Here is a 17,582-nt window from a genome sequence, read left to right as displayed (position 1 = left end):
TTTGATTTTTTTTTGACTGCGCAAAATAATTATTTTCAATGGTTAGAAAAAAGATTTACTAAACTTTTAACGTCAATTTTACACAATTGTTGTAATTCTAAGACAGTTCCGTGCTCAATAAACACGTCTGGAACACCTAGAATTATTACCTTATTAGTGAAATTATTAGCAGCTGCAAATTCTAAAATTGAACTTCCAAAACCGCCATTTACAACACCATCTTCGATGGTGATAATGGTTTTAAAAGTTGTAAAAATATAGTGTAATAAATTGTTATCTAGTGGTTTAATAAATGGAAAATCATAATGAGCAATTGTTTTTGGACTACCGCATTCATTGATGGCAGAAATTACATTATTACCAATTGCTCCCGTTGATAAAACGGCAGTTTGAGTACCGCTTTTTAAGCAAATTCCCTCTCCAATTTTAATATTTTCGTATTGTCCGAAATTTGCTACTTCCCAACTCGGAAAAACACCTCGGCCCCTCGGATATCGAATAGCAATAGGATGATTTAAGCCCAATTGAGCTGTATATAAAATGTTTTGCAAAGCAATTTCATTAATTGGCGCATAAATAATCATGTTCGGAATCAATCTTAAATACGCAATATCAAAAACGCCATGATGTGTAGCGCCATCCTCGCCCACCAAACCTGCTCTGTCTAAACAAAAAATAACCGGTAGATTTTGCAGCGCAACATCATGAATAACCTGATCGTAAGCGCGCTGTAAAAAAGTCGAATAAATGTTGCAATACACAACCATTCCCTGAGTTGTCATTCCGGCAGCAAGCGTTACGGCGTGTTGTTCTGCAATACCAACATCAAAGGCACGTTCCGGAATTTCATCCATCATAAATTTTAAAGAACTTCCTGACGGCATTGCCGGAGTGATTCCGATAATTTTTTCGTTTTTTCTGGCCAAATCTAAAATGGTTAAACCAAAAACATCCTGATATTTTGGAGGTAGATTTTCTTCAGATTTTAAATGAATTTCGCCTGTTGAAGCATCAAATTTTCCGGGCGCATGATATTTTACCTGATTGTCTTCTGCTTGCTGTAAACCTTTTCCTTTTGTAGTTACAATATGAAGAAATTTAGGTCCTTTTATCTTTTTTAATCGATTTAATTCTTTAATTAACGTTGGAAGATCATGACCGTCTATTGGTCCTGAATAATCGAAATTCAAAGATTTAATGATATTATTCTGTTTGGGATTTTTTCCGTTTTTAACTGCGGTTAAATATTTTTTTAAAGCCCCAACACTCGGATCAATTCCGATAGCGTTATCATTTAAAATCACCAAAATATTTGCATCCGTAACTCCTGCATGATTTAAACCTTCAAAAGCCATTCCTGATGCGATAGAAGCGTCGCCAATAACTGCAATATGTTGTTTATTAAAATCACCTTTTAGTTTAGATGCAATAGCCATTCCGAGAGCGGCAGAAATAGAAGTAGAAGAATGACCAACACCAAAAGTATCATAAATACTCTCGCTTCTTTTAGGAAAACCAGAAAGACCACCAATTTGTCGGTTCGTATGGAAATTTTCTCTTCTTTCGGTCAGGATTTTATGCCCGTAAGCCTGATGTCCAACATCCCAAACCAATAAATCTTCTGGTGTGTTAAAAACATAATGCAAAGCAATCGTCAACTCAATTACGCCCAAACTTGCACCCAAATGTCCTTCTTTCACAGAAACAACATCAATGATAAACTGACGTAATTCTTGTGCAATTTGAGGCAGTTGCCCTTCAGAAAGTAAGCGTAAATCGGCAGGATTTAATATGCTGGAAAGTAAATTGCTTTTCATTGTAAGGTAAAAAGCAAATTTACGGTTTTAAATTTAATTTTATTACTGAGATATTATTGCAATACAATTGGAAGAGAATATTGCATCTTAATTTTTTTTCCGTTTGATTGTCCTGGCTCCCACTTAGGGCATGATTTTAAAACTCTAATAATTTCATCTTCTAACTGTTTGTCAATAGCAGGCTCAGATTGCAAGTAAGACATTGAGCCGTTTTTTTCTACGGCAAACGAAATTATAATTTTAAGATTTGAAGCATAAATGTCTTCAGGTTTTTTAAACTCTTTTCCAAAAAAATTATAGAATTGTTCAATACCACCCGGAAATTCTGCATTTGTCTGCATTACTGCACCCGTTACAAATGTCGAATTATCTTCTTCTCCTTGGCTTGAAGATTTTACTTTATCATTAATAGGTTTACTACAATTTTTAGATACTGGTTTCACAAATTTAACCTGATCAACTTTTGGCGGTGGAGGTGGAACATTTGAATCTCGAATTAGAGACTTGCCCTTAGTAAAATTTTCAACTGATGCTGTATCTTTTACAATTTCAACTTTGTCAATTTTTTTCTTATTTCCTTCTTTATCTGCACAACTAAACAGAGTTGTTCCCATTGCAACAAACAAAGCAAGCAAAAACATTTTACTGTAACGCGTTTGGGAATATAAAACGCGATTTGGAATTTGAATTGTAATCGTATCTAATTGCGATTTCTTAAATCTTCCGCAAATCTTATTATTTTCGTTTTGAGTGAAAAAATGCTTAATTTCATCTGAAAACATTAAAGTAAAATCAACAACCGTTTTAGAACAGCTCAAACAGAAACGACCATTTTTATCTGGAGTCATTTTGTTCCAGTCTTCATGGCATGGTTCAGGAATTGTAATTTTATGTTTTCTATCCATTATTTAATTGTAATTGGTAAAACGTAAGAGGAACGAACAATACGATCTTTTAACTTTCCAGGAATCCAGTTCGGACTTGTTTTTAAAACTCTAATAGCTTCTTCCCCTATTTCTTTCGGCGAATTTTTAACTATGTTGAAATTACTCAAACTGCCGTCTTTTTCGATAACAAATATAATAAAACACCTTCCTCTAAATTCTTCTCGTGCCTTTGGAACAATATAATTTTTGCTAAAAAAAGCGTAGAATTTTTTCATCCCGTTTTCCGGAACAGGTAAAACATCCAAATCAGTTGAATTATATATAATATTATACTTAAATGTTCCTTCTTGCATAGAATTTGGAGGAATTACTGCTCCCATTGTAGTCCCTAGGCTAAGATTTTTTCTTTTTTAGATTCGATCTGATGACCATAACATGAGGAATGAATCTCGTTTTCATCTTGATTCTGAGTTGTATTGTTAACAATCTCGATTTTATCAATTCTATTTTTGTTCCCGTCTTTATCTGCACAACTAAACAATGTCGTTCCCATGGCAATAAACAAAGCAAGCAAAAACATTTTATGATACTGTGTTTGTGTATATAAAACCTGACTTGGAATCTGAATAATTAAACTTTCTAATTGTTCATTTTTAAACCTTCCGCAGACTTTTTTGTTTTGATTTTGAATAAAAAAATGCTGAACTTCTTCAGGTAACATTGAAGTGAAATCAACAACCGTTTTAGAACAGCTTAAACAAAATCTTCCATTTTCGTTTGGCGTCATTTTATCCCAGTCTTCATGGCACGGTTCAGGAATTGTAATTTTATGTTTCATACTTAATTACTTAAATAGAATTTGCAAAGTGTAAGTGGAGCGAACAATTCGATTTTTTCGTTTACCTGGAATCCACTTTGGCGTTTTTTCTAAAATTCCGATAATATCTTTTTTACTTGCTGAAGTTGTATTTTTAAGTATATTAAAATTGCTAAGACTTCCGTCGCCTTCAATTACAAATAAAACGGATATTTCTCCTTGTTTTGCAGTGGTAAGATTTTTTGAAAAATTAGAATTGAATTTTTTCATTCCATTTTTTGGAACAGATGCTACGTCTAAATCATTTGAATTATAAATAATTCCGTAATGTCCAGATTGAGGTTCCTCTTGTCCAGATTGAGAATGTTCTTCGACCTTTAGTGTGTCTATAGGCATCAACATAATTCCAGTAGTAGCGTGTTGTTCTGGTTTTACATCTTCTACAACTTCAACTTTATCTATTTTTTGTTTATTGCCATCCATGTCCTGACAGCTAAATAATGTCGTACCCATAGCTATAAAAAGTGCCAATAAAAACATTTTTCGATAATGGATTTGACTGTATAATATTTGAGACGGAATCTGAATATTTATTTCACTTAACTGTTCACTTTTAAGCCTTCCACAGACATCTTTATGTGAAATAAAATACTCCTGAATTTCCTCCGGAAGCATTGATGTAAAATCAACAACTGTTTTAGAACAGCTCAAACAAAAACGACCATTATCTTTAGGCGTCATTTTATCCCATTTTTCATGGCAGGGTTCAGGAATTGTTATTTTGTATTTTCTTTCCATATTTGAATATCAGGATTTAAATGTAATAAAAAATTCATACGAAAAGATTATTTTTGCAATTATGATAAATCCTTTCACCGACGAATACTTCATGAAAAAAGCTTTGCAGGAAGCAGAAATAGCTTTTAGCAAAGGCGAAATTCCGGTTGGAGCAATAATTGTTGTGGCTGATAGAGTAATTGCCAGTAGTCATAATTTGACCGAACTGCTAAATGATGTTACCGCTCATGCCGAAATGCAATCCATTACCGCAGCTGCAAACTTTTTAGGCGGAAAATATCTTAAAGATTGTACCTTATATGTTACACTAGAGCCTTGCCAAATGTGCGCAGGCGCTTTGTATTGGAGTCAGATTTCGAAAATTGTTTTTGGCGCCCGCGACGAACAACGCGGATTTATGGTTATGGGAACAAAACTGCATCCTAAAACCACTGTCGTTTCTGGAATTATGGCCAATGAAGCCGCCGATTTAATGAAACGCTTTTTTATTGAAAGACGTAAATAGTGTTAGTTTTTTGCTTCACTAAAAATAATTCTGTTTACTGAATTTTCCTGCCAAAACATTTCAAAAAATAATATACATTTACTGTAATATATTTGTCATTTCATAGGTTATGGTTTTAGACCGTTAAATGTCATGTTCTTTAATTTATAGTTTGTATTTGTAACCATTAACCCGATATCAAAGTGAAAGTAAGAGGATTAGTTTACGTATTTTTTGTGTTTTTTATTTTTCAGGCCTGTGGCAGAAAATCAGATTTTAATTCTGATTTTTCATTATTCAAAGAGTATATAACTAGTTTTACAGGCGGAATTGTCTCAGCACAGTCGGACATTCGTGTAGTTTTAGCTTTTGATAAAAAAGAGTGGAAAGTTAATGAAGTTCTGGACGATGATTTATTCGATATTTCACCAAGTGTCCACGGAAAGGTGGTTGCGCTTTCAAGTAATACAATCGCATTTATTCCGGAAAAAAAACTGAAACCAGGAACTGAATATCAGGTTACGCTGCATTTAGACAAGCTAATCACACTTCCTAAAAAAACAGAAGACGATAAAAAAGATCTTTCTGAATTTAATTTTACCGTTAAAACCATCAAACAGGATTTTACTGTAAACACACTTGATATTCAATCGCGAAGCAAAGAATATCAATACCTTAATTGTGTCTTAAAAACAGCAGATGATATTGATTTAGAAACCGCTACGAAATTGGTTTCGGCTTCTCAAAACGGAAATCAAGTCAACATCAAATTTGAGAAAACATCAAATTCAGGAAAAGAATTTAAATTTATAATTGATAATATTAAGCGTTTCGATGCCGCAAGTAATCTGGAAATTGCTTACGATGGGAATGATTTTGATATCGACCAGAAAGGAAAAATGGATTTTCCGATTACAGCTGTAAACGATTTCAAAATTGTAAAAGTTGAGGTTCCCGACGAAAACAATCAATCCGTTTTAATTAATTTTTCTGAACCCTTAGAAAAGGGTCAGGATTTTAAAGGTTTAGTTGCCATACAAAACACCAATAATCTAAAATTTTCGACTCAGGGAAATATCCTGAAAGTCTATTTCAGCAATCAAAAACCGGTTGCAGAAGTTGTACATGAAGTAGAAGTAGTTGCCGTTGTTGATTCTACGAGTACAGTAGTCGATTCTGCAAGCGTAGCAGTAGATACTGCTGCCGTTGCTGAGCCTATTGTAGAAGAGGTTGTAGTGGAGCCTGAACCGGAACAAGCACTAGTTTCAGGCGAATTATTATTGGAAGTTTTTCAGGGAATTGAAAGTCAGTATGGTAACGAAATGAAGAATAATTATTCTGAAAAAATATCATTTGACCAAATAAAACCAAATGTTCGCTTTATAAAAAACGGAACAATTTTACCAAGTTCAAGTAATTTAAAACTGAATTTTGAAGCTGTAAATTTAAGTTCTGTCGATGTAAAAGTGTATAAAATTTATAAAAATAACATTTTACAGTTTCTTCAAAATAATCAATTAAACGGAACTCAAAATCTAAAACGCGTTTCGCAGCCCGTCGCGAAAACAACATTGAATTTAAAAGAAAGCACCTTAATAAACCCAAGTAAATGGAACACTTTTGCTTTGGATTTATCTAAAATAATATCGCCCGAGCCAGGAGCAATTTACAGAGTCGAGTTCTCATATAAAAAAGCCTATTCATTATACAAATGCGAATCTTCTGAAACCGAAACTGAAACCGAAGAGGAAGAAGTAGATGAAAACGATGTAAACTACAGCGGAAACTCTTATGATGACTATTATTACGATGATTACGAATGGAGAGAAAGTCAGGATCCGTGTACAGGTTCTTATTATTACAATGCTAAAATCGGAACCAATATTCTGGCTTCAGATTTAGGTGTAATTGCCAAAAGAGGCGAAAATAAATCGTATTTCTTTGCTGTAAATAATATTCTTACAACAGAACCGGTTTCTAACGCAAGAGTAGATTTATACAGTTTCCAACAACAAAAACTCACAACAGGAACAACGAGCAGCGAAGGAATTGCGACTTTTCAATTAGATAAGTTCGCCTATTTTGCTATTGTAACCTTAGGAGATCAATCGACTTATGTAAAACTTGATGACGGAAATTCACTATCGGTAAGTAATTTTGATGTGTCGGGAGAAACACTTCAAAAAGGATTAAAAGGATTTATTTATGGAGAACGTGGCGTTTGGCGTCCCGGAGATAATTTGTATTTGTCTTTTATTTTGAATGATGCAGCAAATAAGTTACCACAGTCACATCCGATAAAATTCAGATTAACAGATCCAAACGGAAAAGTTACCTATCAAACTGTTCAAAAAACTAATGACTTAAATCATTATGCTTTTATAGTTCCTACAGATCCAGATGCGCCAACCGGAAGTTGGGAAGCAATGGTAAGCGTGGGCGGCGCAAAATATTATAAGAGTATAAAAATCGAAACGATAAAACCAAATCGTTTAAAGATCAAGAATAGTTTTAAAAACCCAATATTATCTTCGTCACATGCTAATACATCAAATCTGGAAGTGGCCTGGCTTCATGGCGCAATTGCCAAGAATTTGAATGTAGAAATGCAGGCGAAATTTTCGCAGCAAAGTACCACTTTTAAAAACTATGATAAATATGTTTTTGATGATTTAGTGCGCCAGTTTAGTACCGAAGAAATTAATATTTTCTCCGGAAAACTTGATGCCAATGGAAGAGCTTCAGTAAATATTGATCCGAAATTACAAGGTCAGGCTCCGGGAATGTTAAAAGCCTCTTTTGTAACCAAAGTATATGAAGAAGGCGGAGATTTTAGTATGGATGTTATTTCGACAACCTATTCTCCGTACAATACTTATGTGGGAGTAAAGTCACCGGAACCAACAAAATACGGAATGCTCGAAACAAGAACAGCTAATAGATTTGATATTGTTACGGTTGATGAAAATGGAAGACCAAAATCAGTTAAAAATCTTGAAGTAAAAGTGTATAAAGTAGAATGGCGTTGGTGGTGGGATGCATCAAGCGATAATTTATCAAATTATAATTCATCAGATGCAACGACTTCTTATAAAACATTTAAAGTTAACACAGATTCAAGCGGAAAAGGAAGTTTTCAGTTTGCTTTAACAGATGAAGAATGGGGACGTTACATGATTCGTGTTTCTGATGAAGTTGGCGGACATGCAACGGCATTAACGGTAAATATTGACTGGCCAATCTGGTCCGGAAAAACCAGAAACACAGATGCTTCTACAGCCAATATGCTTGTTTTTTCTACCGATAAAAAGAATTACGCAGTTGGAGAAAAAGCCCAAATATCTTTCCCTTCGAGTGAAGGCGGACGTGCTTTGGTTTCTGTAGAAAACGGATCAAAAGTAGTACAAACACTTTGGGTTGAAACAAAAAAAGGAGAAACGAAAGTTGAAGTTCCGATTACAGCAGCGATGGCTCCAAATGTGTATTTTAATATTACGCTCTTGCAACCACATGCATCAACCAAAAACGATTCGCCAATAAGAATGTACGGAATTGTTCCGATTGAAGTTGTGGATAAAAATACCATTCTTGCACCTAAAATTGCAATGCCGGATGTTTTAAAACCAGAACAAACGTTTCCTCTAAAAGTGAGTGAACAATCAGGAAAAGAAATGACCTATACCATTGCGATTGTCGATGAAGGTTTGTTGGATTTAACACGTTTCAAAACACCAAATGCATGGGACAGTTTTTATGTGCGTGAAGCTTTGGGCGTAAAAACCTGGGATGTTTATGATGATGTAATTGGCGCGTATGGTGGAAAAGTCAATCAGATTTTTAGTATTGGTGGAGACCAGGATTTAGGCGGTGGAAAAACCAAAAAAGCCAATCGTTTTAAACCGGTTGTTGTTTTTCTTGGACCATTTAAATTAGAAAAAGGACAAACCAAAACGCATCAGATCAAATTACCAAAATACATAGGTTCAGTACGAACAATGGTCGTGGCTGGAGATGCAGCAACAAGTGCCTACGGAAGTGTAGAAAAAGCAACTCCCGTTCGTAGTCCGTTGATGGTATTAGCTTCGTTGCCAAGAAAAATTTCTCCATCAGAAAAAGTAACGATTCCTGTTACGGTTTTTGCAATGGAAAAAAACATCAAAAATGTAACCGTTCAAATTAAAACCAGCAACGGATTAAAAGTAATTGGAAGTGCGGCGCAAAAAGTAAACTTTACGCAGCCAGATGAAAAAATAGTTAATTTTAATCTGGCAGTTGGTAGTCTAACCGGCATAGCCAAAGTACAAATTATCGCTACATCCGGAAATGAGAAATCTACTTATGATGTTGAGATTGATATGACTAATCCGAATCCGGTAACAAATACTTTTACTGATGTTATTCTGGAGCCGAACAGTTCTAAAACTATCAGCTGGAAAACCTTTGGAGTTTCAGGAAGCAATAAGGCAAAACTGGAAGTTTCGTCAATGCCAACCATTAATCTAAACGGAAGATTACAGTTTCTGATTCAATATCCGCATGGTTGTGTGGAGCAAACAACATCTGCTGTATTTCCTCAGTTATTTTTAAATGATGTTGCCGATATTGATAACGTACGCTTGCAGCTTATTCAAAAAAATGTGATGGCGGGAATCACCAAATTGGGAAGTTTTCAATTGCCAAATGGTGGACTTTCGTACTGGCAGGGAAATTCAATTGCAGATGATTGGGGAAGTTCTTATGCCGGACATTTTATGATCGCAGCAGAGAAAAAAGGATATGTTTTGCCAATTAATTTTAAATCGAAATGGCTGTCGTACCAACAAAAAGAAGCAAAACAATGGCGTTTTGAGCCTCGTTACGGAAATGATTTAGCACAGGCTTACCGATTATATACATTAGCTTTAGCAGGTTCTGCTGATTTGTCTTCGATGAACAGATTGCGTGAAACAAAAGGAATTTCTAACGAAAGTAATTTAAGATTGGCTGCCGCTTACGTTTTGGCCGGACAAAAATCTGCAGGCTTAAATTTGTTTTTACATAGTAAAATTGAGGATGAAACAAGCAATTATAATTACTATTATTATGGTTCAAGTTCCAGAAACAGAGCAATGGCTTTAGAGACAATGTTATTATTGGGTCAAAAACAAAAAGCATTTGCAATGGCTATAAAATTAGCTAAAAATATGGCTAGCGATCAATGGATGAGCACACAAACAACAGCTTATTGTTTATATGCAATGTCTAAATTTGCCGCAAACAATGGCGCTAAAGGAATTGATATTCAATTCAGCAAAGATGGAAAATCTCAAACTGTAAAAACATCAAAAACAGTTGCTGACAGAAGTTTAGTAGTTAAAACAGGATCGAACAGCATTACATTAAAAAATAATAGAAAAAACACAGTTTATGTTCGTGTATTAAATACAGGAATTTTACCAATTGGTCAGGAAAATGTAGTTCAAAATGATGCTTCCGCTTCAATAATTTTCAAAAACCGTAAAGGCGCAATGATCGATGTTTCGAGAATTACACAAGGAACTGAGTTTGTAGCTGAAGTTACCGTTAGAAATCAAAGAAATGAACGTGTAGAAAATGTAGCATTGTCACAAATTCTTCCGTCTGGATTCGAAATTGTAAATACGCGTTTCACGGATTATGGAGACGCAACAAACAACATTGCAGATTATATCGATATCCGCGATGACAGAACTAATTTCTATTTCGGATTAAAAGCCAGCGAAACCAAAGTATTTAGAATTTTGCTGAATGCATCTTATCTAGGAACTTATTATTTGCCTGGATTACAATGCGAAGCGATGTATGATAATACATTTTTAGCCAGAACAAAAGGGTTTTGGGTTGAGGTGGTGAAGTAAAAGTACGTAGTATCCTAACAGGTTTCCAAAACCTGTTAGGTATTCCAAATTAATTCATAATATATAAATAGTATTAAATTTTAAAAAAAACACCTAACAGTTTTTCAAAACCTGTTAGGATAATAAAAATTGACAGATTGTAATGAAGAAGGATTTTTTTGAAGAGGGACAATATTACCATATTTATAATAGAGGAAATAACAAAGAGAATATTTTTATAGAAGAGAAAAATTACAACTATTTTCTTAAAAAGGTGAAGCAATATATTTTGCCAATAGCTGATATTTATGCTTATTGCCTACTTAAAAACCATTTTCATATTGTTTTAAGGATTAAGAATAAAAACGAAATGCCGGAAAAATTTAAAGGAAAAATTCATTTGCCATTTTCCAATTTATTTAATTCTTACTCCAAAAGTATTAATAAAGCTTATAGCCGAACAGGAAGTTTGTTTCAGGAGCATTTGCAGAGAAACAGAATAGAAAATGAAGAATATTTAAAGCAGTTAATTTTATATGTTCATTTGAATCCTGTTAAACATAATTTTGTTAGGCAATTTGAATCATATCTGCATTCGTCTTATCGATCTTATATTTCAAATAAGCCAACAAGTATAGATAGGAGTTTTATACTTAATTTATTTGAAGATGTAGAAAATTTCAAGTTTTGTCATGATGAAAGAAGAGTAATTTACGAAGGAGTAATAAATGATGTTAATATGATGGACGAATAGTTTTCCATTCCTAACAGTTTTCCAAAATCTGTTAGGTATTTAATATTAGACTAGAATATAAAAAATAATCTAAATCATACCTAACAGGTTTCAAAACCTGTTAGGATATCAAACAAATAAATAAATTTGAATATAAAGTTTAGTAATAAATTAAAAGCGTTCTCTAAACGCATTATAAACTGGATTAAACAGAATAAAATAAAATCAGCAATTGCATTTTTGCTTTTGCTGATTTATTATTTCTCGTTGCCACGAACTTTATTTCAGGAACCCTATTCTACCGTTATTGAAAGTAAAGAAGGTGAATTATTAGGAGCAAAAATTGCCCGCGACGGACAATGGCGTTTTCCTGCTCAAGACAGTGTTCCCGATAAATTCAAAAAGTGCATTGTTTATTTTGAAGACGAATACTTTTATAAACACCCCGGATTTAACCCAGTTGCAATGGTCAATGCTATTAAGCAAAACCGAAAAGCTGGAAAAGTAGTTCGTGGCGGAAGCACCTTAACACAGCAAGTTATTCGATTATCCCGAAAAGGAAAGGGAAGAACTTATTTTGAAAAATTCATTGAAATTATTCTCGCCACACGATTAGAATTAGGATATTCTAAAGATGAGATTTTAGATTTATACGCCGCTCATGCACCTTTTGGCGGAAATGTTGTTGGACTTGAAATGGCTGCATGGCGTTATTTCGGTTTAAAATCAAGCCAGTTATCATGGGCAGAAAGTGCTACTTTGGCAGTTTTACCAAATGCTCCCAGTTTAATTTATCCCGGAAAAAATCAGATTAAATTATTAGAAAAACGGAACAGACTTTTGTTGAAATTAAATCAGGAAGGAATAATTGATCAGCAAACGTATGAACTTTCGATCGACGAACCATTGCCGCAAAAACCGTATAATTTACCTCAAATTGCGCCTCATTTGTTGCAACGCGTAGCTCAAAATCAGGAAGGAACGAGAGTAAAAACTACCGTTGATTTTGCTTTACAAAACAGGGTCAATCAAATTGCGAAATATTATTACAATCAATACAAGCAAAATGAAGTTAACAATCTGGCTATTTTGGTTATTGATGTTTCTAACAGGAATGTAATGAGTTATGTTGGGAATTCGCCAACCGATAAAGATCATCAAAAAGATGTTGATATTATTGACGCACCGCGAAGCACCGGAAGCATCTTAAAACCTTTACTATATGCCGCAATGCTTGATGATGGGGAACTTTTGCCGAATACTTTAGTTGCAGATGTTCCAACACAAATTGCAGGCTATACACCACAGAATTTTAATTTAACTTTTGATGGAGCCGTACCCGCGCATCGGGCTTTGTCGCGATCATTGAATATTCCCGCAGTTTTGATGTTGCAGGATTTTGGCGTGAACAAATTTTATGAAGAATTGCAAAAGTTTGAATTAAGAGACGTTTCTAAATCACCGGATCATTACGGATTGTCGCTTATTTTGGGTGGAGCCGAAAGTAATTTGTGGGATTTATGCCGAACGTATGCCAATTTATCTTCGACAGTAAATTATTTTGGTAAAAGCAACGGAAAATACAGAACAAAAGAATTCACAGAACTGAATTATGAAAATGATTTTAAACCTGATTTTGGAGACGAAAGTGACCAGAAGAATATTTTAGGTGCAGGTTCTATTTGGTTAACCTATAACGCCATGGAAGAAGTAAACAGGCCGGAAGGCGATGAAGCGTGGAAATTTTATGACAGTTCACTAAAAATTGCCTGGAAAACGGGAACCAGTTTTGGTAATCGTGATGCTTGGGCTATAGGTACAAATTCCAGATATGTAGTTGGAATCTGGGTCGGAAATGCCACCGGAGAAGGAAGACCAACCTTGACAGGCGTAACCAGTGCTGCACCAATTTTGTTTGATGTTTTTAATTTATTGCCAAGACAAAGATGGTTTCAAACACCTTATAAGGATTTGGATGAGGTCGAAGTTTGCAAATTAAGCGGATATTTAGCAAAAGAAGGTTGTCCTAAAATAAAACAATGGGTAACAAAAAAAGGAAAAACAACCGCAATTTGTCCGTATCATAAAACGGTACATTTAGATCAAACAGAGCAATTTCAGGTCAATAGCAGTTGCGAAAATGTAGAAAATATGATTGTGAAAAACTGGTTTGTTCTGCCTCCCGTTATGGCTTGGTATTATAAAGGCAAACACATAGAATATTTGCCATTGCCTCCATTTAGAGAAAATTGCGCAGGTACACAAACACCGGCTATGGATTTTATCTATCCGAAAGCAAACAGCACAATCTATCTGACTAAAAATTTTAATAGTGAGATTCAACCCGTTATTTTTAAAGTTGCTTATTCACAAAGAGAAAAAAAACTGTTTTGGTATGTTGATAATGTGTATAAAGGAGAAACAAAAGTCTTTCATGAAAAGCCAATTGTAATGAGTGCCGGCTTTCATTATATTACTGTAGTTGATGAATTTGGAAATGAAATAAGAAGGAAAGTAGAAATTATTAGAGAATAAATTTCTTATGAAAACGATTGCCTAGCCCAGATAGAAGTGGAAATCCTTTTGTTCGCCGCGGCGGACCAAAAGATTGGAACGGATAGCTGGAAATTGCTTCTAAAAAAAAATCCAAAATCGAAAATAGAAATGAGATTGCTTCGTTTCTCGCAATGACCCATAAAAAAACCGCCAATCTTTCGAGAGGCGGTTTTTGTTTTATTCTGAAATAACATTTCCTTTTTTATCATAGAAATGGTATTCTAAGTACGTGTAAGCGTCACGAGGTATGATTTTCACCCATTTCTTATGTTCAAAAAACCATTTTGAACGTAATGATGGAAAACCTTTACTGAGGTATGCAGCCACAAACGGATGTACATTAAGCACAACACTTTTGTGGATTTTTAAAATTCTTTCTAAATCAGAGTTGATTCTGTCAATGATTAAAATTGGCGCTTCAATTTCGCCATGTTCATTGTTTGGATCTTCTTCTCTAGTTTTAATATTAACTTCTGGTCTTACACGTTGTCTGGTAATTTGAACCAAGCCAAATTTACTAGGCGGTAAGATTTTATGTTTTGCTTTATCGTCGCTCATTTCTTCTCGCAAGAAGTCGAACAAGACCTTCCTGTTTTCAGGATTAGACATATCGATAAAATCAACTACGATTATTCCGCCCATATCACGCAAACGAAGTTGTCTGGCAATTTCAGCGGCAGCAATCATATTTACTTCCATGGCGGTATCTTCCTGATTAGTCGCCTTATTCGAACGATTTCCACTATTTACGTCTATAACGTGAAGAGCTTCAGTGTGTTCAATAATAAGATATGCGCCTTTGCTCATAGAAACCGTTCTTCCAAATGAAGTTTTGATTTGTCTCTCTATATTGTATTTCTCGAAAATTGGAGTGTCATTTGATTGATAAAACTTAACAATCGATTGTTTTGAAGGTGCAATTTCTTGCAGATATTCCTTCGTTTGGTGGAACAACTCTTCATCATCTATTTGAATACCACTAAAGGTATCATTAAAAACATCTCTAAGTATCGAGGAAGCTCTGTTAAGTTCTCCTAATACTTTTGATGGATGATGAGCAGTTGGTAATTTTTTACACATTGCAGTCCATCTGCCAAGCAGGTTCTGCAAATCTTTTTCTAATTCGGCTACGTTTTTGCCTTCGGCTACTGTGCGAACAATAACACCAAATCCTTTAGGTTTGATCGATAGAACAAGTTTTTTTAGACGATCCTTTTCCTTTTTGTCTTCTATTTTTTGAGAAATAGAAACGCGGTCAGAAAACGGAACGAGAACAATAAATCTTCCTGCCAATGAAAGCTCAGCGCTTATCCTTGGACCTTTGGTAGATATAGGTTCTTTTACAACTTGAACTAAAACAGATTGATTGGCACTTAAAATATCAGTAATGATGCCATCTTTGTCAATCTCTTTTTCAAACTGAAAGGTTTTTAGGGAGAAATCTTTTATTTTACCTGCGCTTACAAGTTTTATGAATTTCAGTTGAGAAGCTAAGTTAGGTCCTAAATCGTGATAATGTAAAAAGGCATCTTTTTCGAAGCCCACATTTACAAAAGCAGCATTAAGTCCGGCAACTGGTTTTCTGATTTTGGCAATAAAAATATCACCAACCTGAAAGTTGCTTTTCTCTTCTTCCTTGTGTAATTCAATTAGTTTTCCATCTTTTAATAAGGCAAAATCTACGGCTTCAGAACTAGATCTAATGATTAATTCTTTATTCACACTGTAAATTTTTATCTGTTTTTTCAGAAAATAGAATTATAGAGGAAAGACTATAGATTCAAAAAAAATCTAAAATCTAAAATCCAAAATCTAAAATCTTATCTACAGATGGATTAAACAATATTTTTTAACAGGTATTGAACCCGGGGAAAAGAAGATTAATAGAGGGTAGAACAAAGAGAATAGACTTTAAGTCTATATTCTATTTTTTTTACTCTTTCATCTTTTTTCAATTTCAATGAACTTTTAAAAAGAAAAAAGTAGTTTAAAACTACTTTTTCTTTTTGTGACGGTTAGCTCTCGCTCTTTTCTTTCTTTTGTGAGTAGCTACCTTATGTCTCTTTCTTTTTTTACCACTTGGCATATCGTGTCGATTTTATAATTAATTAATAGTATTATTTTGCTTCGTTATTCGTTTTAACTCCTTCTACAAATACTTTTGCAGGTTTAAAAGCAGGAATGTTGTGTGCAGGAATTTTGATTGTGGTGTTTTTAGAAATGTTTCTTCCTGTTTTTTCAGCTCTGGTTTTTACGATGAAACTTCCAAAACCTCTTAGGTAAACATTGTCTCCAGTTTCCAATGAAGTTTTAACTTCTTCCATAAAAGTTTCAACTGTTGCTTGAACATCTCCTTTTTCAAGACCTAATTTCTCTGAAATTTTCGCTACGATATCTGCTTTCGTCATTTTCTTTCCTATTTTATTTTTTATAAATGATGTACTATTTTTTTGAGTTTGCAAATATAGGAATTAAAAAAATAATTAATCAAGCTAATTCGTTAAATTTTAATTACATAAACATTTACTTTTGTTTTCTAAGAAATTTTCTATGGATTTTCATAACATATTGGTAAATTGTTATTTACAAAACAAGCGTGATTTGCCGTGGCGAAATACAGTCAATCCGTACCTTATTTGGCTATCAGAAATTATGTTGCAGCAAACAAGAGTTGCACAGGGAATGCCTTATTTTTTTGCTTTTACAAAGGAATTTCCTACTGTATTCGATTTGGCAAATGCCTCAGAAGAACAAGTTTTAAAACTTTGGCAGGGTTTAGGGTATTATTCGCGCGCCAGAAATTTGCATAAAACGGCTCAATATGTCGCAAATGAGCTTAATGGAGTTTTTCCTCCTAATTATAAAGAATTACTTCAATTAAAAGGTGTTGGTGAATATACAGCTGCCGCAATTGCTTCTTTTTCTTATAATGAAGCGGTTCCTGTGGTGGATGGAAATGTATTTCGGGTGCTTTCACGTTATTTCGGAATCGAATCAGATATTACATTGCCGGCTACCAAAAAAGAATTTACAGCACTGGCTTATGAATTAATGCCAAAAGATAATCCCGCCATCTTTAATCAGGCGATAATGGAATTTGGCGCTTTGCAATGCGTTCCTAAAAGCCCTAATTGTTCTATTTGTGTTTTTAACGATAGTTGCGTGGCACTTCAAAAAAAGAAAGTAGATGTTTTGCCTGTTAAATCTAAAAAACTAAAGGTAACCAATCGATTTTTTAATTATTTAATTTTAGAAGATGCTTTGGGGAATACTTTAATTCAAAAAAGAACAGCAAAAGGCATTTGGCATAATTTATACGAATTTCCTCTTCTGGAAACAGATAGAATAGTCGATTTTGATTTTGTTTCAAATGCAGTTCAAAATGATATTTTTCCGTCCTATTCTATATTAAGTATAGAAGAATGCAGCGAAGCAACTGTAATTCATAAGCTTTCGCATCAACATCTTCACATACAATTCTGGAGGGTTAAAATTAAAGAAATAATTGAAAATGGTTTGATTACCAGTAATTTAAAAACTTTTCCTTTTCCAATTGCAATTTATAATTTTATTGAAAAGCAAGAATTAAATTGCTAAAAAAATGTATCTTTGGGATAAATACGACAAAAACAAAT

At 34.0% G+C, this 17,582-nt stretch carries 12 protein-coding genes; 5 read left to right on the top strand and 7 right to left on the bottom strand.

The features are described from left to right. Positions 1–35: 35 nt before the first annotated feature. The 5 genes from EV143_RS08165 to EV143_RS21765 are packed head-to-tail and all read right to left on the bottom strand — an operon-like array spanning position 36 to position 4,319. Positions 36–1,817, bottom strand: coding sequence for a 1-deoxy-D-xylulose-5-phosphate synthase (locus tag EV143_RS08165; RefSeq protein ID WP_133507467.1), 1,782 nt, complete (start codon positions 1,815–1,817; stop codon positions 36–38). Positions 1,818–1,870: 53 nt separating this feature from the next. After that, a complete protein-coding gene (locus EV143_RS08160; RefSeq protein ID WP_133507466.1) occupies positions 1,871–2,722 on the bottom strand; it encodes a hypothetical protein in 852 nt (283 codons plus the stop codon). Then, entirely contained in the window at positions 2,722–3,084 is a 363-nt protein-coding gene (locus EV143_RS08155; protein ID WP_133507465.1) for an energy transducer TonB, read from the bottom strand. Before EV143_RS08155 ends, EV143_RS08160 begins: the two co-directional genes overlap by 1 nt. Positions 3,085–3,092: 8 nt before the next feature. Next, on the bottom strand, positions 3,093–3,542 hold the full coding sequence (locus EV143_RS08150; protein ID WP_133507464.1) for a hypothetical protein: 450 nt from the start codon (positions 3,540–3,542) through the stop codon (positions 3,093–3,095). Between the two features lie 6 nt (positions 3,543–3,548). Then, the gene (locus EV143_RS21765; protein ID WP_243739820.1) at positions 3,549–4,319 is read right to left on the bottom strand and encodes a hypothetical protein; all 771 of its coding nucleotides are present in this window, start codon (positions 4,317–4,319) and stop codon (positions 3,549–3,551) included. 61 nt (positions 4,320–4,380) lie between these two features. Between EV143_RS21765 and EV143_RS08140 the strand changes: the two genes are divergently transcribed. The 4 genes from EV143_RS08140 (at position 4,381) to pbpC (ending at position 13,926) form a co-directional block, all read left to right on the top strand. Beyond that, on the top strand, positions 4,381–4,824 hold the full coding sequence (locus EV143_RS08140) for a nucleoside deaminase (protein ID WP_133507463.1): 444 nt from the start codon (positions 4,381–4,383) through the stop codon (positions 4,822–4,824). A 182-nt stretch (positions 4,825–5,006) separates the two neighbouring features. Next, positions 5,007–10,679 (top strand): alpha-2-macroglobulin family protein, encoded by a 5,673-nt coding sequence (locus EV143_RS08135; RefSeq protein ID WP_133507462.1) that lies wholly within the window; start codon positions 5,007–5,009, stop codon positions 10,677–10,679. A gap of 142 nt (positions 10,680–10,821) precedes the next feature. Continuing rightward, positions 10,822–11,412: a transposase gene (locus EV143_RS08130; RefSeq protein ID WP_133507461.1), complete on the top strand. Its 591-nt coding sequence runs from the start codon at positions 10,822–10,824 to the stop codon at positions 11,410–11,412. A 120-nt stretch (positions 11,413–11,532) separates the two neighbouring features. Continuing rightward, entirely contained in the window at positions 11,533–13,926 is a 2,394-nt protein-coding gene (gene pbpC, locus EV143_RS08125; RefSeq protein ID WP_410503701.1) for a penicillin-binding protein 1C, read from the top strand. Positions 13,927–14,124: 198 nt separating this feature from the next. Here pbpC and EV143_RS08120 read toward each other — a convergent pair whose 3' ends face one another. Both EV143_RS08120 and EV143_RS08115 read right to left on the bottom strand, forming a co-directional pair. Next, positions 14,125–15,669 carry an Rne/Rng family ribonuclease gene (locus EV143_RS08120; protein WP_059114962.1) on the bottom strand — a complete coding sequence of 515 codons (1,545 nt, stop codon included), beginning with the start codon at positions 15,667–15,669 and terminating at the stop codon, positions 14,125–14,127. A 395-nt stretch (positions 15,670–16,064) separates the two neighbouring features. After that, complete coding sequence (locus EV143_RS08115; RefSeq protein WP_262710974.1) at positions 16,065–16,379, bottom strand: HU family DNA-binding protein; 315 nt, start codon at positions 16,377–16,379, stop codon at positions 16,065–16,067. A gap of 118 nt (positions 16,380–16,497) precedes the next feature. On the opposite strand from EV143_RS08115, the gene mutY reads away from it, so the two are divergent. Beyond that, positions 16,498–17,544, top strand: a complete 1,047-nt coding sequence (gene mutY / locus EV143_RS08110) for an A/G-specific adenine glycosylase (RefSeq protein WP_133507460.1) — start codon at positions 16,498–16,500, stop codon at positions 17,542–17,544. Positions 17,545–17,582 lie beyond the last annotated feature (38 nt).

It is taken from the genome of Flavobacterium chryseum (assembly GCF_004362015.1).
GTDB lineage: Bacteria > Bacteroidota > Bacteroidia > Flavobacteriales > Flavobacteriaceae > Flavobacterium.
The sequence above is the reverse complement of the archived record's forward strand: the minus strand, read 5'-3'. Positions and strand labels throughout refer to the sequence as shown.